This is a genomic window from Bradyrhizobium sp. AZCC 2262 (assembly GCF_036924535.1).
GTDB lineage: Bacteria > Pseudomonadota > Alphaproteobacteria > Rhizobiales > Xanthobacteraceae > Bradyrhizobium.
Map to the genome: position 1 here is coordinate 3,926,958 of NZ_JAZHRT010000001.1, position 19,393 is coordinate 3,946,350.

At 63.1% G+C, this 19,393-nt stretch carries 20 protein-coding genes; 10 read left to right on the top strand and 10 right to left on the bottom strand.

Features of this window, described 5'->3' with window-relative positions; genetic code table 11:
• Positions 1-8: 8 nt before the first annotated feature.
• Together V1283_RS18715 and V1283_RS18720 are read left to right on the top strand one after the other, a co-directional pair.
• Positions 9-425, top strand: coding sequence for a hypothetical protein (locus V1283_RS18715; protein WP_334387922.1), 417 nt, complete (start codon positions 9-11; stop codon positions 423-425).
• Positions 426-462: 37 nt separating this feature from the next.
• Entirely contained in the window at positions 463-744 is a 282-nt protein-coding gene (locus V1283_RS18720; protein ID WP_334387923.1) for a hypothetical protein, read from the top strand.
• Between the two features lie 68 nt (positions 745-812).
• On the opposite strand, the gene V1283_RS18725 is transcribed toward V1283_RS18720, so the two are convergent.
• The gene (locus tag V1283_RS18725; RefSeq protein WP_334387924.1) at positions 813-3,104 is read right to left on the bottom strand and encodes a ComEC/Rec2 family competence protein; all 2,292 of its coding nucleotides are present in this window, start codon (positions 3,102-3,104) and stop codon (positions 813-815) included.
• Between the two features lie 154 nt (positions 3,105-3,258).
• On the opposite strand from V1283_RS18725, the gene V1283_RS18730 reads away from it, so the two are divergent.
• A complete protein-coding gene (locus tag V1283_RS18730) occupies positions 3,259-3,516 on the top strand; it encodes a hypothetical protein (RefSeq protein WP_334387925.1) in 258 nt (85 codons plus the stop codon).
• Between the two features lie 12 nt (positions 3,517-3,528).
• Here V1283_RS18730 and V1283_RS18735 read toward each other — a convergent pair whose 3' ends face one another.
• On the bottom strand, positions 3,529-3,933 hold the full coding sequence (locus V1283_RS18735; RefSeq protein WP_334387926.1) for a nuclear transport factor 2 family protein: 405 nt from the start codon (positions 3,931-3,933) through the stop codon (positions 3,529-3,531).
• 9 nt (positions 3,934-3,942) lie between these two features.
• Positions 3,943-5,625, bottom strand: coding sequence for a glutamine--tRNA ligase/YqeY domain fusion protein (locus V1283_RS18740; protein WP_334387927.1), 1,683 nt, complete (start codon positions 5,623-5,625; stop codon positions 3,943-3,945).
• A gap of 143 nt (positions 5,626-5,768) precedes the next feature.
• Between V1283_RS18740 and gltX the strand changes: the two genes are divergently transcribed.
• The 7 genes from gltX to V1283_RS18775 all read left to right on the top strand — a co-directional run bounded on the left by gltX (position 5,769) and on the right by V1283_RS18775 (position 13,433).
• Positions 5,769-7,193, top strand: coding sequence for a glutamate--tRNA ligase (gene gltX / locus V1283_RS18745; protein WP_334387928.1), 1,425 nt, complete (start codon positions 5,769-5,771; stop codon positions 7,191-7,193).
• Between the two features lie 245 nt (positions 7,194-7,438).
• Positions 7,439-8,743 carry a citrate synthase gene (gltA, locus tag V1283_RS18750; protein ID WP_334387929.1) on the top strand — a complete coding sequence of 435 codons (1,305 nt, stop codon included), beginning with the start codon at positions 7,439-7,441 and terminating at the stop codon, positions 8,741-8,743.
• Positions 8,744-8,823: 80 nt separating this feature from the next.
• Complete coding sequence (locus tag V1283_RS18755) at positions 8,824-9,282, top strand: GFA family protein (protein ID WP_334387930.1); 459 nt, start codon at positions 8,824-8,826, stop codon at positions 9,280-9,282.
• A 121-nt stretch (positions 9,283-9,403) separates the two neighbouring features.
• A complete protein-coding gene (locus V1283_RS18760; RefSeq protein WP_334387931.1) occupies positions 9,404-9,586 on the top strand; it encodes a hypothetical protein in 183 nt (60 codons plus the stop codon).
• Between the two features lie 187 nt (positions 9,587-9,773).
• Positions 9,774-11,204, top strand: a complete 1,431-nt coding sequence (gene glnA, locus V1283_RS18765) for a type I glutamate--ammonia ligase (protein WP_334387932.1) — start codon at positions 9,774-9,776, stop codon at positions 11,202-11,204.
• A gap of 131 nt (positions 11,205-11,335) precedes the next feature.
• Positions 11,336-11,698, top strand: a complete 363-nt coding sequence (locus V1283_RS18770; protein ID WP_334387933.1) for an SPW repeat protein — start codon at positions 11,336-11,338, stop codon at positions 11,696-11,698.
• 406 nt (positions 11,699-12,104) lie between these two features.
• The gene (locus V1283_RS18775; protein ID WP_334387934.1) at positions 12,105-13,433 is read left to right on the top strand and encodes an MFS transporter; all 1,329 of its coding nucleotides are present in this window, start codon (positions 12,105-12,107) and stop codon (positions 13,431-13,433) included.
• 59 nt (positions 13,434-13,492) lie between these two features.
• Here the strand turns inward: V1283_RS18775 and lpxB are convergent, their stop codons facing one another.
• The 7 genes from lpxB to lpxD form a co-directional block, all read right to left on the bottom strand.
• Positions 13,493-14,659 carry a lipid-A-disaccharide synthase gene (gene lpxB, locus V1283_RS18780; RefSeq protein ID WP_334393099.1) on the bottom strand — a complete coding sequence of 389 codons (1,167 nt, stop codon included), beginning with the start codon at positions 14,657-14,659 and terminating at the stop codon, positions 13,493-13,495.
• A 23-nt stretch (positions 14,660-14,682) separates the two neighbouring features.
• Positions 14,683-15,540 carry an LpxI family protein gene (locus V1283_RS18785; protein ID WP_334387935.1) on the bottom strand — a complete coding sequence of 286 codons (858 nt, stop codon included), beginning with the start codon at positions 15,538-15,540 and terminating at the stop codon, positions 14,683-14,685.
• A 19-nt stretch (positions 15,541-15,559) separates the two neighbouring features.
• A complete protein-coding gene (gene lpxA / locus V1283_RS18790) occupies positions 15,560-16,363 on the bottom strand; it encodes an acyl-ACP--UDP-N-acetylglucosamine O-acyltransferase (RefSeq protein ID WP_334387936.1) in 804 nt (267 codons plus the stop codon).
• Positions 16,364-16,525: 162 nt separating this feature from the next.
• Positions 16,526-16,879 carry a hypothetical protein gene (locus V1283_RS18795; RefSeq protein WP_334387937.1) on the bottom strand — a complete coding sequence of 118 codons (354 nt, stop codon included), beginning with the start codon at positions 16,877-16,879 and terminating at the stop codon, positions 16,526-16,528.
• A 205-nt stretch (positions 16,880-17,084) separates the two neighbouring features.
• The gene (locus tag V1283_RS18800) at positions 17,085-17,720 is read right to left on the bottom strand and encodes a histidine phosphatase family protein (RefSeq protein ID WP_334387938.1); all 636 of its coding nucleotides are present in this window, start codon (positions 17,718-17,720) and stop codon (positions 17,085-17,087) included.
• A 137-nt stretch (positions 17,721-17,857) separates the two neighbouring features.
• A complete protein-coding gene (fabZ, locus tag V1283_RS18805; RefSeq protein WP_190241852.1) occupies positions 17,858-18,316 on the bottom strand; it encodes a 3-hydroxyacyl-ACP dehydratase FabZ in 459 nt (152 codons plus the stop codon).
• Positions 18,316-19,383 (bottom strand): UDP-3-O-(3-hydroxymyristoyl)glucosamine N-acyltransferase, encoded by a 1,068-nt coding sequence (gene lpxD, locus V1283_RS18810; protein WP_334387939.1) that lies wholly within the window; start codon positions 19,381-19,383, stop codon positions 18,316-18,318. Before lpxD ends, fabZ begins: the two co-directional genes overlap by 1 nt.
• Positions 19,384-19,393: the final 10 nt, after the last annotated feature.

Sequence of the window (19,393 nt, forward strand, 5' to 3'; positions counted from 1 at the left end):
GCCATCCGATGTGTGACTATAGCCTGCATGCGGTGAAGACGCGGCCTGCCCAGGTCGGCGAGACGCTGATCACCACGACATTCCGCGGTACATCGACCCGCGGCTTTGCGTCGGAACGCGAGCCGGCAGTGGCGGTCTGCATGCTTCCCGGCACCGAACTGGCGTTCGCCCAGGACGTCCGATACGACAACCGGTGGATCTGGACGCGAACCACCGACTGGCGGGTCGCCAAGTTCAACCAGATCGAGCCCGAAGTGTCCGATCGCCACCATGACGCGATCGAATTTCCCGACGGAAGCCATGTGCTGGTGACGCAGCTTTGCGAAGGCCAGCGCGCGACCGTGCTGCAATTGCCTGTGACCGAGGGCGAACGTGCGGCGAAGGTGACGGAAGCGCCACCGGCCGAATCCATCGTGACCGGTTAGACGACGCGCTTGATCCGCCGGTTTATGCCGGCGGATCATGCTGATATGGTTTTGTGAGAAACTCGGCACCGAGGGGCGGTCGGTGGTCAACAAAGTCACATGGCAAAGAGCCGGTCGCGTCACGGAACCCGGACGGTACATGTTCCGGTACGGCTGGCTCACCATCACGGCCGAAGATCTCGCGATCTGGCGGCAATTCCCCGAGGCGTCGTTCACGCTGGTCAACCTGCCGTCGACCCCCGACGCGCCCGAGGAATTCCACCTCGGCGCTTTCGAAATACCGGCCCACCCCTCAAGTCCCTCGCTCGACGAGCACTAGTTTTTTGTCTTGACGCGTTTTCTTTACGCGAACCGGCTTCCACTTCGCTCGAAAACGCTATGTTTCGCCTACTCCTCCGCCTGAAGGTCGGCCTCGGCGGGGGTGGCGTCGACGGCGCGCGGCGGCACCACTCGCGGCGCAAGCACGGTGGTGTCTGCCTCGCTCTCGTCGGCGATGGCCGGCGACCACGGGCGGTCGATGCCCCTCGGTTTTGCCGCCTCGACGACAAATCCCTCACGGCCTTGCCGCAACGCCATCGCGCCCTGCCGCCGCAGCCGTTCGGCATTTATGACGGAAGCCGTGCATGAAGCGGGCGCCTGCCGCATGGTCACAATGAGCGCCGCACGCTCGCAATCGTCCGCCAGCGCCTCGGGCTTGTGCGCCTGCGCGATCAGGCCGCCGCCGGTTTGCATCACGCAGCCAAGGTCGTCGCATGAGACGCCTGCGGTGAGCGACGCGTCAGCCGCCGTTCGCGCGTCCGCATCCGCCGCCAGCCACTCCTTCAGCAGGAAGACATCGCGGGAGCCTTTGGCCGCATGCATCAGATGCAGCAGGCCATCCTGCCCGCGGACGCCGACATGGCGGCCGTCGGCGGAGATGAGGATGTCCGGCTGCGGCACCCTCGCCGCCCACAGCGCCGCTACCAGCACCAGCACGGCGCCCGACCAGCGCAGCGGCGTTCGCAACAGGCCGAGCAGGATGATGCCGAGACTGGCCACAATCAGCGGGCCGATGCCGAACGCCGGCACCCGGCCGACCGCGCCAGGCAACGCCGCGACCCATTGGGTTACGGAAATCATCCAGTCGATGCCGACGCCCATGATCGCCCAGAACAGGCGATCGAAGCCGAACGGCATCGCGACGAGACCGAGCAGGCCCGCCGGCATCACGACCGCTGACACCACCGGCATCGCCGCGAGATTGGCCAGCACGCCATAGGGCGTGACCCGGTGGAAGTGAAAGGCCGCGTACGGCATGGTCGCAAGCCCCGCGACCAGCGATGCCAGCAGCAGCATTGTGACCTCGCGGCCACCCCACAGCGCAGCTCGCGCGGTTGCGGTATGATCTGCCGTCGCGAACAGGCACGGCATGCCGATCTGCACCAGCGCCACCAGGCCGAGCGTGGCGGCGAACGACATCTGAAAACTCGGATGCACCAGCGCTTCCGGCGCGACCGCCAGCACGATCAGGGCCGCGACCGCGAGCGTGCGAAACGTGATCGCCCGGCGATCGACCATGACCGCGATCAGCACCACGGCCGTCATGAAGAACGAGCGCTGCGTCGCCACTTCCGCCCCGGACAGCAGCAGATAGAACGCGGCGGCCGCGAACGCCGCCACCGCCGACCATTTCTTGATGGCGTAGCCGACCGTGAGCGCGGGAAACAGCGCCAGCAGCGCCCGCACCGCAAAGAACACGACGCCGGCGACGACGGCCATGTGATAGCCGGAGATCGAGAGTACATGGCCGAGACCCGAGATGAACATCGCGTCGTTCACCGGTTGAGAGATCGCGTCGCGACGCCCCGTCAACAGCGCGGTGGCAATCGCGCGCTTGTCGCCTTCCAGCGTGGTCCTGATCCGCGCATCGATCGCATCGCGCAAGCCTTGCATGACCGCGGAATAGCGCAGGCGAAGCCCTCCGCCTTCCGGGGGCTCCGCGGCCTTGATCGCGCCCATCACGAATCCGGAGGCGCCGATGCCGGCGAAAAACATGTCGCGGCTGAAATCGTAGCTACCCGGCCGCACCGGCGAAAGCGGCGGCAGCAGCCGCGCCTTCAGCTCGACAAAACTGCCGACCGCGGGCGCCGTGCCCTTCTTTACCGACAGCCGCACGCGCTCCAGCCTGGTCGCTCCACGCGCGCTTTCCATGGTGACGACGCGCAGCACAAAACGGTCGGTGCGCTCGCGGATGTCGCGGGTCTCGACGAAGCCGGTTAGCGATACCGAAAACATCGGCCGCGCCAGCACACCATGCGCAATCCGCGCCGTCTTCCAGGTCGCGATCGCAAAGCCCGCCGCGACGGCCGCGATCATCACGGCTATGGGAAAGAATTTTTGCCGCCGTAACAGAACCGCCACCGCGCATAGCGCGACGGCCACGACGGCGGCCACCGGCAAAACCGGCTCATGATCGGCGGCAAAATAGAAAGCGATGCCGGTGCCGAACGCCACGGGCACCCAGGGCAGCAACCGCCCGGCGCCCGCTTCCGCACGCGCCCATGCGCGCAGGGTTTCGATGAGTGGCGGCCAGAGAGCGGGACGCGACGGCACGAAGCCGCCGGCCGGGGCGGCGGCGCGCGGCGGCCATGTCCCGGCATAGCCCCGCTTCCGGCCCGAAATGTCGCCCTGCTCCGCCACGCTGGTTACACCTTACGATCTCGTGGAGAACGCAAGACTACCGGACGGTGTACTGCGGCCGCTAGCGGAACGGATGCAGAAACCGGAAGAAATGCACATCGCTTGGCGCTACACTTGAGGCACCACGGGATTCGGAAGAAGGTCGGAGATCACAATGAAGCTTGCGGCCGGTATCTCGATCGCGCTGGCGATATCAGGTTTTCCGCCCGCACTGGCTGCGACCGAGCAATGCCGCTTCATCGAAGCGAGGCTGGAGCGCGAGGCGTGCTACCAGCGCCAGGAAACGGCGCGGGCCGCCCGGCAGAAGGCCGACGAGGCCCGACAGGCCGCAGAGCAAAAGCCCTACGAGCCCATGACGCAGGAAGATGCCGTACTCGCAAAATCGCTGCGTAGCATTTGCCGGGGTTGCTAGGCGCCACCGGGCCTATTGCGCGATCAGCGGCGTCTTAGACGAGACGTGATGGCTGACGATCTTCCAGTCGCCGTCCTCGCGGACGATCACCCAGGTAATTTTCACGACTAGCGGCTCGGCATCCCTCTCGACGGCAAAGGTCGCCGTGCCCGCGACATTAATCTCGTCGGCCGCCGCGTGCGCGGTCCTGACATCGGTGAATTGAACTGATGGCGACTGCCATCGCGGCAGCCCCTCGAAATAGGCGGCCACGCCATCATTGCCGCGGTAGAAGGTCGGGTTCGAACCGAAGAAGAACGCGTTCCGTGAATAAAGCGAGGCCAGCGCTTTGGCATCCAGTTTGCTGAAGGCCGTCGCCCATTGGCCCATGATGCCGGAGACGACGCCGTCGGTCGCGCTGCGTCCAGAGGATGCCATCGGTTGACTTCAACCCTTTCCGCCGACTTCCTTCGCAAACGTGTCGCGCAGGCCGATGGTGCGGTTGAACACGGGCTTGCCGGGCATTGAATCCTTGTCCCGCACGAAATAGCCCTGCCGCTCGAACTGCATCACCTCGCCGGAATTGTCAGCGGCCACTGACGGCTCGATCCGCGCGTCGGGCAATATTTCTAGCGACTCCGGATTGAGGTCGGCCGCGAAATTCGCGGCGTTCGGGCTTGGGTTTGCAAACAGCTGATTATAGACGCGGATTTCCGCCGGCACCGACTGCGCGGCGGACAGCCAGTGCATGGTGGCCTTGACCTTGCGGCCATCGGGCGCGTTGCCGCCCTTGGTCGCGGGATCGTAGGTGCAGCGCAGTTCGACAACTTCGCCGGCGTCATTCTTGATGACGCCGGTGCACTTGACGAAATAGGCGTAGCGCAGCCGCACCTCATTGCCCGGCGACAGGCGGAAGAATTTTTTCGGCGGGTTCTCCATGAAATCGTCGCGCTCGATATAGAGCTCGCGGCCGAACGAAATCTTTCGCGTGCCCAACGAAGGATCGTCAGGATGGTTGACGGCCTCCAGCTCCTCGACCTGGCCTTCCGGGTAGTTCTCGATCACGACCTTCAGCGGCCGCAACACGGCCATCCGTCGCTGCGCTGATTTGTTCAGGTGCTCGCGAATGCAGAACTCCAGCATGCCGACATCGACGACGCTGTTGGCTTTTGCCACGCCGATGCGCTTGACGAATTCGCGCACCGCCGCCGGCGGCACGCCGCGCCGCTTCAACCCGGCAATGGTCGGCATGCGCGGGTCGTCCCAGCCGGAAACGTGGCCGTCACGGACGAGCTGCGTCAGCACGCGTTTTGACAGCAGCGTGTAGGTCAGGTTCAGCCGGGCGAATTCGTACTGGCGCGGCTTTGACGGCACCGGCAGCTTGTCGAGCAGCCATTCATAGAGCGGCCGGTGATCCTCGAATTCCAGCGTGCAGATCGAATGCGTGATGCCTTCGATCGCGTCCGACTGGCCGTGGGCATAGTCGTAGCTCGGATAGATCGACCATTTGGCGCCGGTGCGCGGGTGCTCGGCATGCAGGATGCGATAGAGCACGGGATCGCGCAGGTTGATGTTACCGCTGGCCATGTCGATTTTCGCGCGCAGCACGCGGGTGCCGTTCGGGAATTCGCCGGCCTTCATGCGCCTGAAGAGGTCGAGGTTCTCGTCCACCGTGCGATCCCGGAACGGCGAGTTCTTGCCGGGGTCCGTCAGCGTGCCGCGGTTGATGCGGATTTCCTCCTGCGACTGGTCATCGACATAGGCATGGCCGGCCTTGATCAGGCCCTCCGCCCAGTCGTACAGGCGCTCGAAATAGTCGGAAGCATAATAGAGATCGGTTCCCCAGTCATAGCCGAGCCAGTGCACGTCGGCCTGGATGGAATCGATATATTCCTGCTCTTCCCTGGTCGGGTTGGTGTCGTCGAAGCGCAGATGGCACTTGCCGGCAAACTCCTGCGCGATGCCGAAATTCAGGGCAATCGACTTGGCATGGCCGATGTGCAGGTAGCCGTTCGGCTCCGGCGGAAATCGGGTCACGATCCGGCTGTGCTTCTTGGAGGAGAGATCGGCCTGCACGATGTCGCGGATGAAATCGCGTCCCGCCTCTGCCGCTACCGGTTCTGTGGTCATTCCGAGTTCCTGTTAGGGATTAACGAACCTTCTGCCAAATTCGCCCCCGTGAGCCAAGCCTACTTTGCCCATGGGGAGACTTTAGTTATGCACCGTTCCTGCTATACACCACCGCCAATTCATCCCTCCGTCCCGCCTGGTAAATGACCGATTCCGTCGTCACACGCTTTGCCCCCTCACCCACCGGCTTCCTCCATATCGGGGGCGCCCGCACCGCGCTGTTCAACTGGCTCTACGCCAGGAAAACCGGCGGCAAGATGCTGCTGCGGATCGAGGATACCGACCGCGAGCGCTCGACCGAGCCCGCCATTGCCGCCATCCTCGACGGACTGAAGTGGCTGGAGCTCGATTGGGACGGCGACGTCATCTACCAGTTCAGCCGTGCCGCCCGCCATCGCGAGGTCGCCGAGCAACTGCTGGCCGCAGGCAAGGCCTACCGCTGTTACGCCACCGCGGAGGAACTGACGGCGATGCGCGAGAAGGCGCGCGCCGAGGGCCGCACCCGCCTCTATGACGGGCTGTGGCGGGACCGCGATCCGGCCGAGGCGCCCGCCGGCATGAAACCGACCATCCGCCTGAAGGCCGAGCTGACCGGCGAGACCGTGATCGAGGACCAGGTCCAGGGCCGCGTGGTCTGGCAGAACGAGAACCTCGACGATCTCGTGCTGCTGCGCGGCGACGGCAACCCGACCTACATGCTGGCTGTCGTGGTCGACGATCATGACATGGGCGTCACCCACGTCATCCGCGGCGACGACCATCTGATCAACGCCGCGCGCCAGAAGCAGATCTACGATGCGCTCGGCTGGGACATCCCGAACATGTCCCACATCCCGCTGATCCACGGGCCGGACGGCTCAAAACTCTCGAAGCGCCATGGCGCGCTCGGCGTCGATGCCTACCGCGCCATGGGATACCTGCCGGCGGCGCTGCGCAATTACCTGGTGCGGCTCGGCTGGAGCCATGGCGACCAGGAAATCTTCTCGACACAGGAGATGATCAATGCGTTCGATCTGCCGGCGATCGGCCGGTCCGCGGCGCGGTTCGATTTCGCCAAGCTGGAGAACCTCAACGGCCACTACATCCGCAACAGCGACGATCAATCCCTCGTGACCCAGTTCGAGAGCGTGCTGGATTACGTGCCTGATGGCGCCGACCTCAAGGTGAAGCTCAACGACACTACACGCGCACAATTGCTGCGCGCGATGCCGAGCCTGAAGGAGCGCGCCAAGACGCTGATCGAGCTGATATCGGGCGCCTACTTCATCTTTGCCGACCGGCCACTCGAGGTCGAACCGAAGGCGGCTGCCCTGCTGACGCCGGAAACCCGCGCGCTGATCGGCAAGCTCCGAACCGCGCTCGAGGCGGTCACCGAATGGCGCTCGGATACCACCGAAGCAGCCATGCGAAATTTCGCAGAGCAAAATAACCTCAAGCTCGGCGCCGTCGCCCAGCCGCTCCGGGTGGCGTTGACCGGGCGCACGACTTCGCCCGGAATTTTCGATGTTTTGGCGGTGCTGGGGCGGGACGAATGCCTGGCCCGGCTAGCCGATCAGGCAAGCAGCTAGAGCCCTCGGGCTCTAGCTTTTTATATTTTGACGCGTTTTCCTTACGCGAACCGGGATCCGCTTCGCTCGAAAACGCTATAGGGAGCCCCTACCTTGTACTGTTCGTGGCCATCTTGCAGTGCACAGGGCAATAAGCTACCCATTTGGCGCCGCCTTCTAGACAAGCCGGCCTCCCTTGTTTCTGCCTCAAAAATGGCACCAGGGTCAGGCGCGGTTTTCGCAACGATTTCATCGGGGACTTCACGATGGACGCAAAATCCAGCAACAAGACTGCAACGCTCACGGTAGGTAACAAGACCTACGATTTCCCGATCCTCAGCGGCACGGTGGGGCCAGATGTCATCGACATCGCCAAGCTCTACGCCCAGGCCGGGATGTTCACCTACGACCCCGGCTTCACCTCCACCGGCAGCTGCCAGTCGAAGATCACCTATATCGACGGCGACGCCGGCGTTCTCGAATACCGCGGTTACCCGATCGAGCAACTCGCCGAAAAGGGCGACTTCCTCGAAACCTGCTACCTGCTGCTTTACGGAGAACTTCCGACCCCGGCGCAGAAGAAAGACTTCGACCACCGCGTGATCCATCACACCATGGTTCACGAGCAGATGGCCCGCTTCTTCCAGGGTTTCCGCCGCGACGCCCATCCGATGGCGATCATGGTCGCCGCCGTCGGCGCGCTGGCCGCGTTCTATCACGACAGCACCGACATCAACGATCCGAAGCAGCGCATGATCGCCTCGATGCGGATGATCGCGAAGGTGCCGACGCTGGCCGCGATGGCCTTCAAATACACCGTCGGCCAGCCCTTCATGTATCCGAAGAACTCGCTCTCCTTTGCCGAGAACTTCCTGCACATGTGCTTCGCGGTGCCCTGCGAGGATTACAAGATCAATCCGGTGCTGGCTGACGCGCTCGACAAGATCTTCATCCTGCACGCCGACCACGAGCAGAACGCCTCGACCTCGACGGTGCGTATCGCCGGCTCCTCCGGCGCCAACCCGTTCGCCTGTATCGCCGCCGGCATCGCCTGCCTGTGGGGCCCGGCGCATGGCGGCGCCAACGAAGCCGCGCTCGCGATGCTCGCCGAGATCGGTTCGGTCGACAACATCCCGGAATTCATCGCCAAGGTGAAGGACAAGAACAGCGAAGTCCGCCTGATGGGCTTTGGCCACCGCGTCTACAAGAACTACGATCCGCGCGCCAAGATCATGCAGAAGATGTGTCACGCCGTGCTGGCCGAGACCGGCCATGGCGACGACCCGATGCTGAAGGTGGCGCTGGAGCTGGAAAAGATCGCGCTCTCCGACCAGTACTTCATCGACCGCAAGCTCTATCCGAACGTCGACTTCTATTCGGGCATCACGTTGAAGGCGATGGGCTTCCCGACCTCGATGTTCACCGTGCTGTTCGCGGTCGCCCGCACCGTCGGCTGGATCAGCCAGTGGAGCGAGATGATCGAGGACCCGCAGCAGAAGATCGGCCGTCCGCGCCAGCTCTACACCGGTGTCGCCCGCCGCGAATATGTGGCAATGGACAAGCGCAAGTAAGCGACGCAATTTTCGAGCGTTCGAAAATCCCGCCCGAGGATGATATCCTGGGCGGGATTTTTGTTTGAGGGAGAGGCACCATGCTTGCTGGAAGCTGCCTGTGCGGAAACGTGGCGTACGAAGTCGATTCGGATCCCGGGCCGATCGTTCATTGCCACTGCCGCACCTGCCGCAAGACACATGGATCGGCCTTTTCGACCGTAACCAACGTCCCCCGCGACCGCTTTCGCTGGATCAGGGGTGAAGACCTGCTCGGAGGTTTTGAATCCTCGCCCGGCAAGACGCGGTATTTCTGCACCCAATGCGGCTCGCACATCGTCGCCGCGCGCGAGGGCAAAGACACGATCCTGCTCCGGATGGGCTGCCTTGACACTGACATCACCGAGCGACCCAAAATGCACATTTGGCGATCAGATGGCGCGTCATGGTTCGACCCAAAAGATCAGTTGCCCGAGCGGCCGGAAGGCACGCCACAAGGCCTAGCGCATCCGGATCATGCTCTGCCACGGCCCGGTTTCGTAAGCCCGCGAGCCGAATAGGCCCTTGCAAACGTCCCGCGGCAGGATGCAAACTGTGAACGCTTGGCTGGTGTCTACGTCTACGGTTCTGGCGCCCGATCGGTGAACACCATCGCGCACAGTACGAAAGGAGAGTGACGCCATGCGGGAAATCGAAATTCACGACTATGCGCGGCAGTTGCTGGAAGCACACGGCGCAAAAGCCATAGCGGAAGCCGCTCAGAACGCCATTGAGCTCGAAAAGAATGGCAATGCGGAAATGGCCAAAACCTGGCGGCATATCGAAGACGCCATGAAGATGATGCGAGGGCCGCACCAAAGCTGAGGCCGCTGGCCCGCGGGCAACGCAACGGGATTTGCGTGAACGCGACGTCGCCGTGCCGGATCGAAGCCGGCGCGGCAGTGGCGCCGTGGAGGGTTGGGCATGGACCAAAATCCGTCGGAAGCCATTTTGCCGCGGCCGGACGACAGCCCGCTCTTCAAGACATCCCTCACAGCTGAGGAGTGAAGCCATGGTTCCGAATTGCGCCACGACAGAAGATGTCTTGAAGACGATCAAGGACGAGAAGGTCCAGATGATCGATCTGCGGTTCACCGACCTGCCGGGTGTTTGGCAGCATTTTTCCGTCCCGCCAGGCGCGGTGAATATCAACACCCTCGATGAAGGCATCGGATTCGACGGGTCATCGATCCGCGGCTTTCAGGAGATTCAGGAAAGCGACATGCTGGTCGTCCCGGACCCGACGACGGCCTTCCTCGACCCGTACACCCCGGCAACGACACTCGTCCTGATTTGCAACATCAGGGACCCGGTGACGGGGCAATCCTACAGCCGCGATGCGCGCTACATCGCACAGAAGGCCGAGATATATCTGAAGGGCAGCGGACGCGCCGATACCAGCTATTTCGGCCCGGAGGCCGAATTCTTCGTCTTCAACAGTGTGCGCTACGGACAGGGCATCAACTATGCCTTCCACGAAATCGATTCCAGCGAGGGCAGCTGGAACACCGGCGAGGACGAGGTACCGAACCTCGGTCACAAGCCGCGCCCGAAAGAGGGATACTTCCCCGTTCCCCCGACCGACAGCATGCAGGATCTGCGAACCGAGATGGTGCTGACGATGGAGTCACTGGGGATCCAGATCGAGGCCCATCACCATGAAGTCGCGACCGGCGGGCAAAACGAAATCGACATGCGCTTCACCACGCTCACCCGCATGGCCGACAATCTGATGATCTACAAATACGTGGTCAAGAACACTGCCCGCCAGAACGGCATGACCGCAACGTTCATGCCTAAACCACTGTTCGAGGATAACGCTTCCGGCATGCATGTGCACCAGAGCCTGTGGAAGGGCGAGACCAACCTGTTCCACAGCAAGGCGGACTACGCCGAGCTGAGTGAGGTCGGCCGCTATTATATCGGCGGCTTGCTCAAGCACGCCTGGGCGCTGTGCGGATTGTGCGCGCCGACGACGAACTCCTATCGGCGTCTGGTGCCCGGCTACGAGGCGCCAATCAACCTGGTCTATTCGCAGCGCAACCGCTCGGCCTGCTGCCGGATCCCGATGTATTCGCCGAACCCGCGCGCCAAGCGCGTCGAGTTTCGCTCCCCTGATCCCTCGTGCAATCCGTACCTCGCCTTCGCCGCGATGTTGATGGCGGGCCTCGACGGCATCGACAACCGCATCGATCCGGGCCGGCCGATCGACAAGAATCTTTATGACCTGCCACCCGCCGAGGCCAAAGAAGTGAAATCGACTCCCGGCTCGCTCGACCAGGCGCTCGACGCCCTCGAAAGCGACCACGCGTTCCTGCTGCGCGGCGACGTCTTCACCAGGGACGTGATCGAGACATGGCTCGACTACAAGCGCAAGAAGGAGGTCGATCCGATCCGGCTGCGCCCCCATCCTCACGAGTTTCATCTCTATTACGACATCTAGATCATCGCCCCCAGAAATACACATCGCCTCGCACCTGGAAGGTTGGCACGCTACGGCCACTTGGTCGCACTAGCCGCACCGAAAACCATTACTACGTGCAAGGAGAGGCTTGCGCAAAGGAAGTGAGCTTCATGCGCATTCGACATTGGCAAGACGCCGCCAGCCTGCTGCTGGGCGTGTGGTTGGTCTTGTCGCCGTTCGTCCTCGGCTTCGCCGGGGCGGCGGCCTGGATAACCGTCGTGCTTGGCTTATGCGTTATCTTGTTTGCCCTGGAGGGTTTCATCATTCCGTCCTACCTGGAGGAATGGGGAGGAATTCTCCTCGGCCTGGCCCTGCTGGCGGTGCCCTGGACGATTGGCTACGAGCCAACCTTGGCCACGGTAAACAGTGTGGTGTCGGGCTTGGTGGTGATCCTGTTTGCCGTCTGGGAGCTAGCCACCGATCGCGACTTCACCACGTGGTGGCGCGATCACTGGCATCGGACAGCTAATTGACGAGGGAAGTTGCCTGAAGCCTAACCCGGAACGCCTCGCTACGACCGTCCCTCGGTGACGTCGGGAGCGACGAAGGATTTTGGCGGCGTCGCACAACGCGCGCTGCTTGCTGAAGTGACGCTCGGGCATGTGTACCGGACGGTGCCATTCACCGAGGGAGTACCCCTTGCTTGGCTCGACTGAGCCAAAAGTCTTATGAGGCCGCCTCTTGTTTAGGGACTAAAATGCTTCCGCGCCTTGGTCCCGGGCTGACGGGAAAAGGCAATGATAGCTCGCGGCGCTGAAAAAGCCGTTCTGAGCCTCGGGTAGTTCCAGACTCCCCCCGAGGACAAGCGCTTCGCGCGAACCTCGCACCCGTCGCAGAAAAGCAAACAGGAGGGCATGGGCTGCAATAGAGGAGGACAACATGGCTATGCAAGTCCCACGGGATTTCCGCCGCGTGATTGTCGCCGCGTCGGTCGGGAACGTCATCGAGTGGTATGATTTCTACATTTTCGGAAGTCTGGCCGCGGTCCTGTCAGTCAAGTTCTTTGAAAAATCCCACCCGGTCGCGGCCCTGCTCAGCACGGTCGCGCTGTTCACGGCGGGATTTCTGATTCGTCCTCTGGGAGCTTTCCTGTTTGGATGGATGGGCGACCGGGTAGGCCGCAAATACACCTTCCTCGTGACGCTCAGCGGAATGGGACTCGGCACCGGAGCGATCGGGTTGATCCCGACCTTCGAGCAGATCGGTGTGACCGCCGCGTTCATCCTGTTCGGTCTGCGAATGGTCCAGGGCCTTTGCCTGGGCGGTGAGTATGGCGGCGCCATCACCTATGTCGCCGAGCACGTCCCGGACGAACGCCGCGGCTACTACACCGGGTGGCTTCAGACCTCGCCTACGCTCGGAATCGTGGTGTCGCTGGCCGTGATCATCGCGACGCGCAGCTACTACGGCAATCAGGTCTTCGACGAGTGGGCCTGGCGCGTCCCGTTCCTGGTTTCCTTCCTGCTGGTGGCCATTGCAATCTATATCCGGCTCCAGCTGCAGGAGACGCCTATCTTCCAGGAGATCAAGGCCAAGGGCCAGATGACCAGAAATCCCTGGAAGGAAGCCTTCCTCAGCTCCAACATCAAATACGTTGGGATCGCCACCATCGTGCTGATTGGGCAAGGCGTGGTCTGGTACAGCGGTCAGTTCTGGGCGTTGTACTTCCTGCAGCAGGTTTCCAAGGTGGACCCGCTGACCTCGGCCTACATCGTGGGCGCAGCGCTGCTCATTGCAACGCCGAGCCTGATCTTTTTTGGCTGGCTGTCCGACATCATCGGCCGCAAGCCGGTGATTCTGGGCGGCATGTTGCTGGCGGCGATCACCTACTATCCGCTGTATTTGTGGCTCGGAACGGTCACGCAGCCTGGCAACATCAACTATCCGGTCGCGATCTTCATCATCTTCATCCTCGTTTGCTATGTCGGGATGGTGTATGGGCCGGTCGGCGCGTTCCTGGCGGAATACTTCCCCGGCAGGATCAGGTACACGTCGGTGTCGGTGCCGTATCACATCGGCAACGGCTGGGGCGGCGGCCTGGTGCCATTCATCACCACGGCAGCTTTCGCGGCCACCGGCAGTATCGGCTACGCCCTCATCTACCCGATCCTGGTTCCAGCGGTGTGCTTCGTGCTCGGCGTCTTCCTGATGCCGGAGACCCGCAAGATCAGCATCTGGCACCCGAGCGAGGCCAGGGCCGCGCTCTAGATTTTTGGGTTGACGCGTTTTCTTGACGCGAACCGGTCGCCACTTCGCTGGAAAACGCTCTAATTTGGCCGCCGCGCCTGCCACATCGTCGCCAGCACGATGTCGGCGGCGCGCGCGCTGGGCGGCTGGTTGCCGGTCGACAGGATGCCGTCGATTTTGCCGAACGCCTCGAGCTGTTTCCGCCGCAGCTCGCCGTCGCTCATCACCTCGCGTAACGCCTCTGCGAGCTTTTCCGGGGTGCAGTCTTCCTGCAGGAATTCAGGAATGACGTTCTCGCCGATCACGAGATTGGCCAGGATCACCGAGTTCACCTTGATGGCGCGGCGCAGGATCCAGGCCTCCATTGTGCCGGTCCGGTAGGCCGTCACCATCGGCACGCCAGCCAATGCCAGCTCCAGCGTCACCGTGCCGGATTTGGCCAGCGCTGCATGCGCGATCCGGAACTTCGCCCGCTTCTCCTGCTCGCCGATCACGACCTGGGGCTGCACCGGCCAGCCTTTCACCGCATCCACGACCGCCTCCTGCAGATGCGGCATGGTCGGCAGCACCAGTTCGAAAGCTGTGCCCTGCTCCTGCAGCCGCGCCACCGCCTGGCCGAATACCACCATGTGGTGGCGGATTTCGCTGCGCCGGCTTCCCGGCAGCACCAGCAGCACCGGCGGCGATTGCGCCCGCCGCGCGGCTTCATCCGGGTTCGGGCGCAGCGAGGCCACTTGCTCGGTCAGGGGGTGGCCGACATAGCTGCAGGGCGGCCCGTGCAGCCTGCGATACGCCTCGGGCTCGAACGGCAGCAGCGCCAGCACGTGATCGACATATTTCAGCATCGCGCGCGCCCGGCCCGGCCGCCACGCCCAGACCGACGGCGACACATAGTCGACGATCGGCAGCCGGGGATCCTTGGCGCGGACGCGTCTGGCGACGCGGTGGGTGAAGTCCGGGCTGTCGATGATGACGAGAATATCCGGCGCCGCTTCCGTCACCGCGATAGCCGTTTCCTTGATCAGCCCGAGGATTTTTGGCAAGTCCCTGACGACGGCGGCGAGCCCGATGATCGAGAGCTCTTCGATCGGAAACAGCGACTCCAGGCCCTCGCGCGCCATCGCGCGGCCGCCGACGCCTTCGAACCGCACCCCGTCGCCAAGGCGCTGGCGCAGCACTTTCATCAAGTTGGCGCCGAGGCGATCGCCGGACTCTTCCGTCGCGATCAGAAATATCCTCCGCTCCATCCCGGCGGTGGTGTGAGACGGCGTCACGCCGGCACGCCCTGAATGAACAGGCCGGCGCTGTCAGCGGCCTCGATCATGGCTTGCGCCTCCGCGGCGATCGTATGGCCGGCGATCACGGCGATGCCGGCAAGTCCGGCCCTCGCCACGCCTTCGATGGTTTTAGCGCCCACGGTCGGCAGGTCGAAGCGCAAATCCTGGCCACTCTTGGGCGCCTTCATCAGTACGCCGCGGCCGGATTTGGCGCGGATGCGCCCGGCATCGCGCAGCCGCGCCACGCGCGCCAACAGCCCGTCGGTGCCCTCGATATCTTCGACCGCGACCACATGCCCGTCGATCACGACCACGGCCTGGCCGATGTCGAAAGGCCCGAGCGCGCCAAGCACCTCCCGCCCCTTGGCGATATCGGCTGTGGCAGCGGGATCGGGCAAGGCGCGGGCAATGTTTCCCTCCGGCATCAGAATGTCGGGGGCGACGTCCCGGATGCCGACCATCCGAAAACCGTCCTGTTCGAGGATGCGGGCGATCCCCGACAACAGGTGATCGTCGCCGCCGCGAAACGCCGCCCAGACGCGGCCGAGGACGCGGACCGTCCCCCAGTCGAGCCGGATTTCCGACAGCGCCGGACGCAGCAGCGTGCCGATGAAGATCAGGTCACGGCAGCCCTCGCTGCGGAACAGTTTTGTCGCACGGCCGAGTTGCCCGACCGAGATCCAGTGATGGCGGAAACGCCCGACGCGCGCCGGATCGCAGGCGCCACGTAGTGCAAACAGCACCGGCGCGATCCCGCGTTGGCTAAGCGAATCCGCCACCGCGAACGGCATGGCGCCACCGCCTGCGATGACGCCGACGGGCGATGAAATGTCAGAAGCCGCTGAATTCATGGCTGCGGCGATCCCGTCATCAATGCTTGTTTCCGTCGTCGGCGGGCAGGCAGAGCGCGCGATGTTTGCCTTGCGCGATGAAGGCGAGGATTTCGGCGATCGCCGGATCCTCTCCGGCCAGTGGCTGCACCGCATTCAGCCGCTCGGCAAAGATGCCGGGGCCGTGAAACAGGCTTTGATAAAACGAGCGCACTTTCGCCAGCCGCTCCTTGGTGAACTTGCGGCGCTTCATGCCGATGATGTTCAGCCCTTCGAGGCTCGCATACTGACCGTTGGCGAGCCCGAATGGAATGATGTCGCCACGCACGCCGCAGACGCCGCCGACCATCACCTGCGGCCCGATTCGGGTAAACTGGTGCACGGCCGACAATCCGCCGATGAAGACGAAATCGCCGATCTCGCAGTGACCGCCGAGCGTGGCGGAGGTTGCAAAAATCACGTCATTGCCGACCTGGCAGTCATGACCGACATGGCTGCAATTCATGAAGTAGCCGCGCTCGCCGACACGGGTGATGCCGCCGCCGGCAACCGTGCCGGCGTTCATGGTGACGGATTCACGGATGGTACAGCCCGCACCGATCTCGAGCTGGGTCAGTTCGCCCTTGTAGCTCAGCGATTGCGGCGGGGTGCCGAGCGAGACGAACGGATAGATCGTGCAGCCGGCTCCGATCGTGGTCTGCGCGGTGACGTGAACATGCGCGATCAGATGGCAGTTGGCGCCGATAACGACGTTCCGGCCGATGATGCAATAGGGACCGATTGTTGTCCCCTCGCCGATCACAGCGCCATCCTCAACCCGCGCGGTTGGATCGATCGTACCCATCAAGCAGCCCAGCCCATCGATTGGACGCGAATATCTCGCGTTTTCGGGTGGTTAGCGCGGCACATCATGGCTGTCCAGTGACGTATGGTTACGTCATGTGTCGGGCGCAATCCATCTGCGGCCGACCCAATTTCCGGCTTCGAAGACCGAGGCGAGCCGTCGCTACGTCATGCTGCCGGGCAGAAAGCAGCGGATCGAAATCCCGAGCGAGTCCTTGACCGGCCACACCATGGTCCGACCGGCGCGATTTGGCACGGTGATGACGGCATCGTCGGGCACGTCGATCCATTGACCCTCGAGCCGGACGCGATAATGACCGTCCTTCGATTCCCAATCGACGTCGGAAACGGCGGAGCCATCGGCGTCCGAGCAGCATAGACCCTTTTTACTTCTGAGGCTGTCGAACCAGGGCTTGAGCGGAGAGTTGGCATAGCGGCCATCGTCACGGGCCGCTGCACTGCCGGCGAAAGCAACGGCTGAGGCGATCAGCGCTACGGAGGCTCTGAGAAGTTTCATGCGGCCCGTCTCCGCAACACCCACTTCCACCGGAACTACAAACCTGTGAGCGGGCCGAAGTTCCGTCGTGGCGAAACCAAATCTGGAGCATGCTTCAACTGAGTTGAATCATGCTCGTCATCTTCTTGTTTGAGCATGATCTCCGGGCAAACGCGTTCCGCGTTTGTCCCGAGGGAAAACCGGTACCCCTTTTCCGGATCATGCTCTAGTTGCCCGCCAGTGCGATCCATTCGCCGGGCTGCACGTGCGCGATCAGGACGGCCGGGCCCGAGGCACTGGTCTTGTAGACAAGTGCCTCGCCTTCGCGGATATCGGCAAATTCCTTGCCGAAGGCGTCGGCGACGTTGGTCTTGTGCGTTACCGCCAGATTATTGAGGCCGGGCTTCGGAGGCGCGTTCACAAGATCGCGCATGGCGCGTCCGGTCTTGGCGCTCTTGCCGTCCGGGTTGGCCATCGCAGACGAACTGCCCGCACCGCTGTCGGTCAATGCGTCCACCGGAGAGACGCCCTTGCCGCCAAGCAGCCTGCCGGTCTCAACGGCGCGATTGAGTTGGCTCGTATAGACTTCACCGATCGGCACGCCAAGCTTCTTCAGCGCTTCGCCAAGCTCGCGCGCCATGTTGCGGCCTTTTTCGCTCAATTGCCGCTGCGCGGTCATGTCGTCGAACTTGAAGGGGTAGACATCCTTCTGGCTGTCATCGGTAGCGCCGTGTCGAAACACGAGGACATAGCCACCGCCCTTGAGAGACGATACGAGACCGTCCAGATCAGCCGCGTAACCTCGCGCCGACATCAATAGAAAAATCACCAAACACGAAATGATGGACGCAGGCTTGCTCACGGATGCCTCCGTTGAAAAAGCGCGGACCCAGACCGGATCCAGCCAGTAAATTCCGTCAATCGACCGGCGCGGGTTCCGCTATCAGCGATTGAGCAAAGACATCAGGAAGACGTCGGTTGTGTGGCAGATAAATACAATCAATCCGTCAGCATCGCGCCGACGTCGGCCTCCGCGACCACGCTGCCATTCACCTTGGCGTCGCCGTGAAACCACCACATCGCCTTGCGGCGGCCGATCGAGCGCATGTGATACTCGATGGTATCGCCGGGCATCACCGGCTTGCGGAATTTGCACTTGTCGATGGTGAGGAAATAAACCGCGCGCGGCTTCTCGGTGCCCTCGACCGACTTGATGCCGATCACGCCGGCGGTTTGCGCCATGGCCTCGATCATCATCACGCCGGGATAGACCGGACGGTCAGGAAAATGGCCGAGAAACGGCGGCTCGTTGAAGGTGACGTTCTTGATGCCGATACCGCTGTAGTCGGTCCGGATCTTGATCACCCGGTCGATCAGCAGCATCGGATAACGGTGCGGGAGCGTCTTGAGGATCTCGTTGATATCCACGAGCTCAAACCTGACCGGTGCCTCCTCCATCACTCCCGTCCCTCGCCTTTCGGATCGGCCGTGCCGCCCTGCACCAGTCGCTCCACCGCAATAATCTCCCTGAACCACTGCTTGGTCGGTTTGGCAAAATGACCGCCCCAGCGGCCATTGGGCGGAATGTCGTCCTTGACTGCACTCATGGCCGTTACCTGGGCGCCGTCGCCGATCTTGAGGTGGTTGTTGATGCCCACCTTCGCCCCCAGCGCGACGTTGTCACCGATCGTCAGGCTGCCCGCGAGCCCGATCTGGGCCGCGAGCAGGCAGTGCCTGCCGATGGTCACATTGTGGCCGATCTGGACCTGATTGTCGATTTTGGTGCCCTCGCCGATCACCGTATCCCGCAGGCTGCCGCGGTCGATGGTGGTGCCGGCGCCAACCTCGACATTGTTCTGGATCAGGACCCGGCCGGTCTGCGGCACCTTCTGATGGCCCTCGGGGCCGAAGAAGATGAAGCCATAGCCATCCTGCCCGATGCTGCAGGCGGGATGGATCAGGACATTGTTGCCGATCAAAGCGAACTGAATCGCGGTGCGGGCGCCGACATTGCAGTCGCGGCCGATCTTGACGTCAGCGCCGATCACTGCGCCCGCGCCGATCACGGTGCCGGCGCCGATCTCGACCCGGGGGCCGATTACCGCGAGCGGATCGACGATCACGCCGTCTTCCAGGTGGGCCGACGGATCGATGATCGCCGATGGCGCGATGCCGTCATTGTCGAACCAGGATTGCGGACGAAGCGCATCGGCGTGCCATTCGCGTGCCAGCTTCACAAAGGCACGGAACGGCTGCGTGGCCCGCAGCACCGCCACATGGGCGGGCACTTGGGCCTCGAAACGCGGGCTGACCAGGCAGGCGCCGGCCTTGGTCGCCTTGAGCTGATCGCCGTATTTGAGGTTGTCGAAAAACGCCAGATGCATGGGACCGGCTTCGTCGAGCGAAGCGAGGCTCCTGATCACCTGGCCGCCGCGAGCGGGGTCGGCCAATACCGCTCCCGTCAACGCGGCCAGTTCGGCCAGCGTCGAGGAAGCAGGTTGCTTGAAGAATATCGGCTGCGCCATTCCACCCGTC

What these genes read in the sequence shown, in the direction of transcription:
- gltX (WP_334387928.1), top strand. Translation starts at nt 5,769, where the DNA reads ATGACCGATTCCGTCGTCACACGCTTTGCCCCCTCACCCACCGGCTTC.
- V1283_RS18785 (WP_334387935.1), bottom strand. Translation starts at nt 15,540, where the DNA reads ATGAATTCAGCGGCTTCTGACATTTCATCGCCCGTCGGCGTCATCGCA.
- V1283_RS18755 (WP_334387930.1), top strand. Translation starts at nt 8,824, where the DNA reads ATGCTTGCTGGAAGCTGCCTGTGCGGAAACGTGGCGTACGAAGTCGAT.
- V1283_RS18775 (WP_334387934.1), top strand. Translation starts at nt 12,105, where the DNA reads ATGGCTATGCAAGTCCCACGGGATTTCCGCCGCGTGATTGTCGCCGCG.
- V1283_RS18720 (WP_334387923.1), top strand. Translation starts at nt 463, where the DNA reads ATGCTGATATGGTTTTGTGAGAAACTCGGCACCGAGGGGCGGTCGGTG.
- V1283_RS18770 (WP_334387933.1), top strand. Translation starts at nt 11,336, where the DNA reads ATGCGCATTCGACATTGGCAAGACGCCGCCAGCCTGCTGCTGGGCGTG.
- lpxB (WP_334393099.1), bottom strand. Translation starts at nt 14,659, where the DNA reads ATGGAGCGGAGGATATTTCTGATCGCGACGGAAGAGTCCGGCGATCGC.
- V1283_RS18795 (WP_334387937.1), bottom strand. Translation starts at nt 16,879, where the DNA reads ATGAAACTTCTCAGAGCCTCCGTAGCGCTGATCGCCTCAGCCGTTGCT.
- V1283_RS18740 (WP_334387927.1), bottom strand. Translation starts at nt 5,625, where the DNA reads ATGACCACAGAACCGGTAGCGGCAGAGGCGGGACGCGATTTCATCCGC.
- glnA (WP_334387932.1), top strand. Translation starts at nt 9,774, where the DNA reads ATGGTTCCGAATTGCGCCACGACAGAAGATGTCTTGAAGACGATCAAG.
- V1283_RS18730 (WP_334387925.1), top strand. Translation starts at nt 3,259, where the DNA reads ATGAAGCTTGCGGCCGGTATCTCGATCGCGCTGGCGATATCAGGTTTT.
- V1283_RS18760 (WP_334387931.1), top strand. Translation starts at nt 9,404, where the DNA reads ATGCGGGAAATCGAAATTCACGACTATGCGCGGCAGTTGCTGGAAGCA.
- V1283_RS18735 (WP_334387926.1), bottom strand. Translation starts at nt 3,933, where the DNA reads ATGGCATCCTCTGGACGCAGCGCGACCGACGGCGTCGTCTCCGGCATC.
- V1283_RS18715 (WP_334387922.1), top strand. Translation starts at nt 9, where the DNA reads ATGTGTGACTATAGCCTGCATGCGGTGAAGACGCGGCCTGCCCAGGTC.
- lpxA (WP_334387936.1), bottom strand. Translation starts at nt 16,363, where the DNA reads ATGGGTACGATCGATCCAACCGCGCGGGTTGAGGATGGCGCTGTGATC.
- lpxD (WP_334387939.1), bottom strand. Translation starts at nt 19,383, where the DNA reads ATGGCGCAGCCGATATTCTTCAAGCAACCTGCTTCCTCGACGCTGGCC.
- fabZ (WP_190241852.1), bottom strand. Translation starts at nt 18,316, where the DNA reads ATGGAGGAGGCACCGGTCAGGTTTGAGCTCGTGGATATCAACGAGATC.
- gltA (WP_334387929.1), top strand. Translation starts at nt 7,439, where the DNA reads ATGGACGCAAAATCCAGCAACAAGACTGCAACGCTCACGGTAGGTAAC.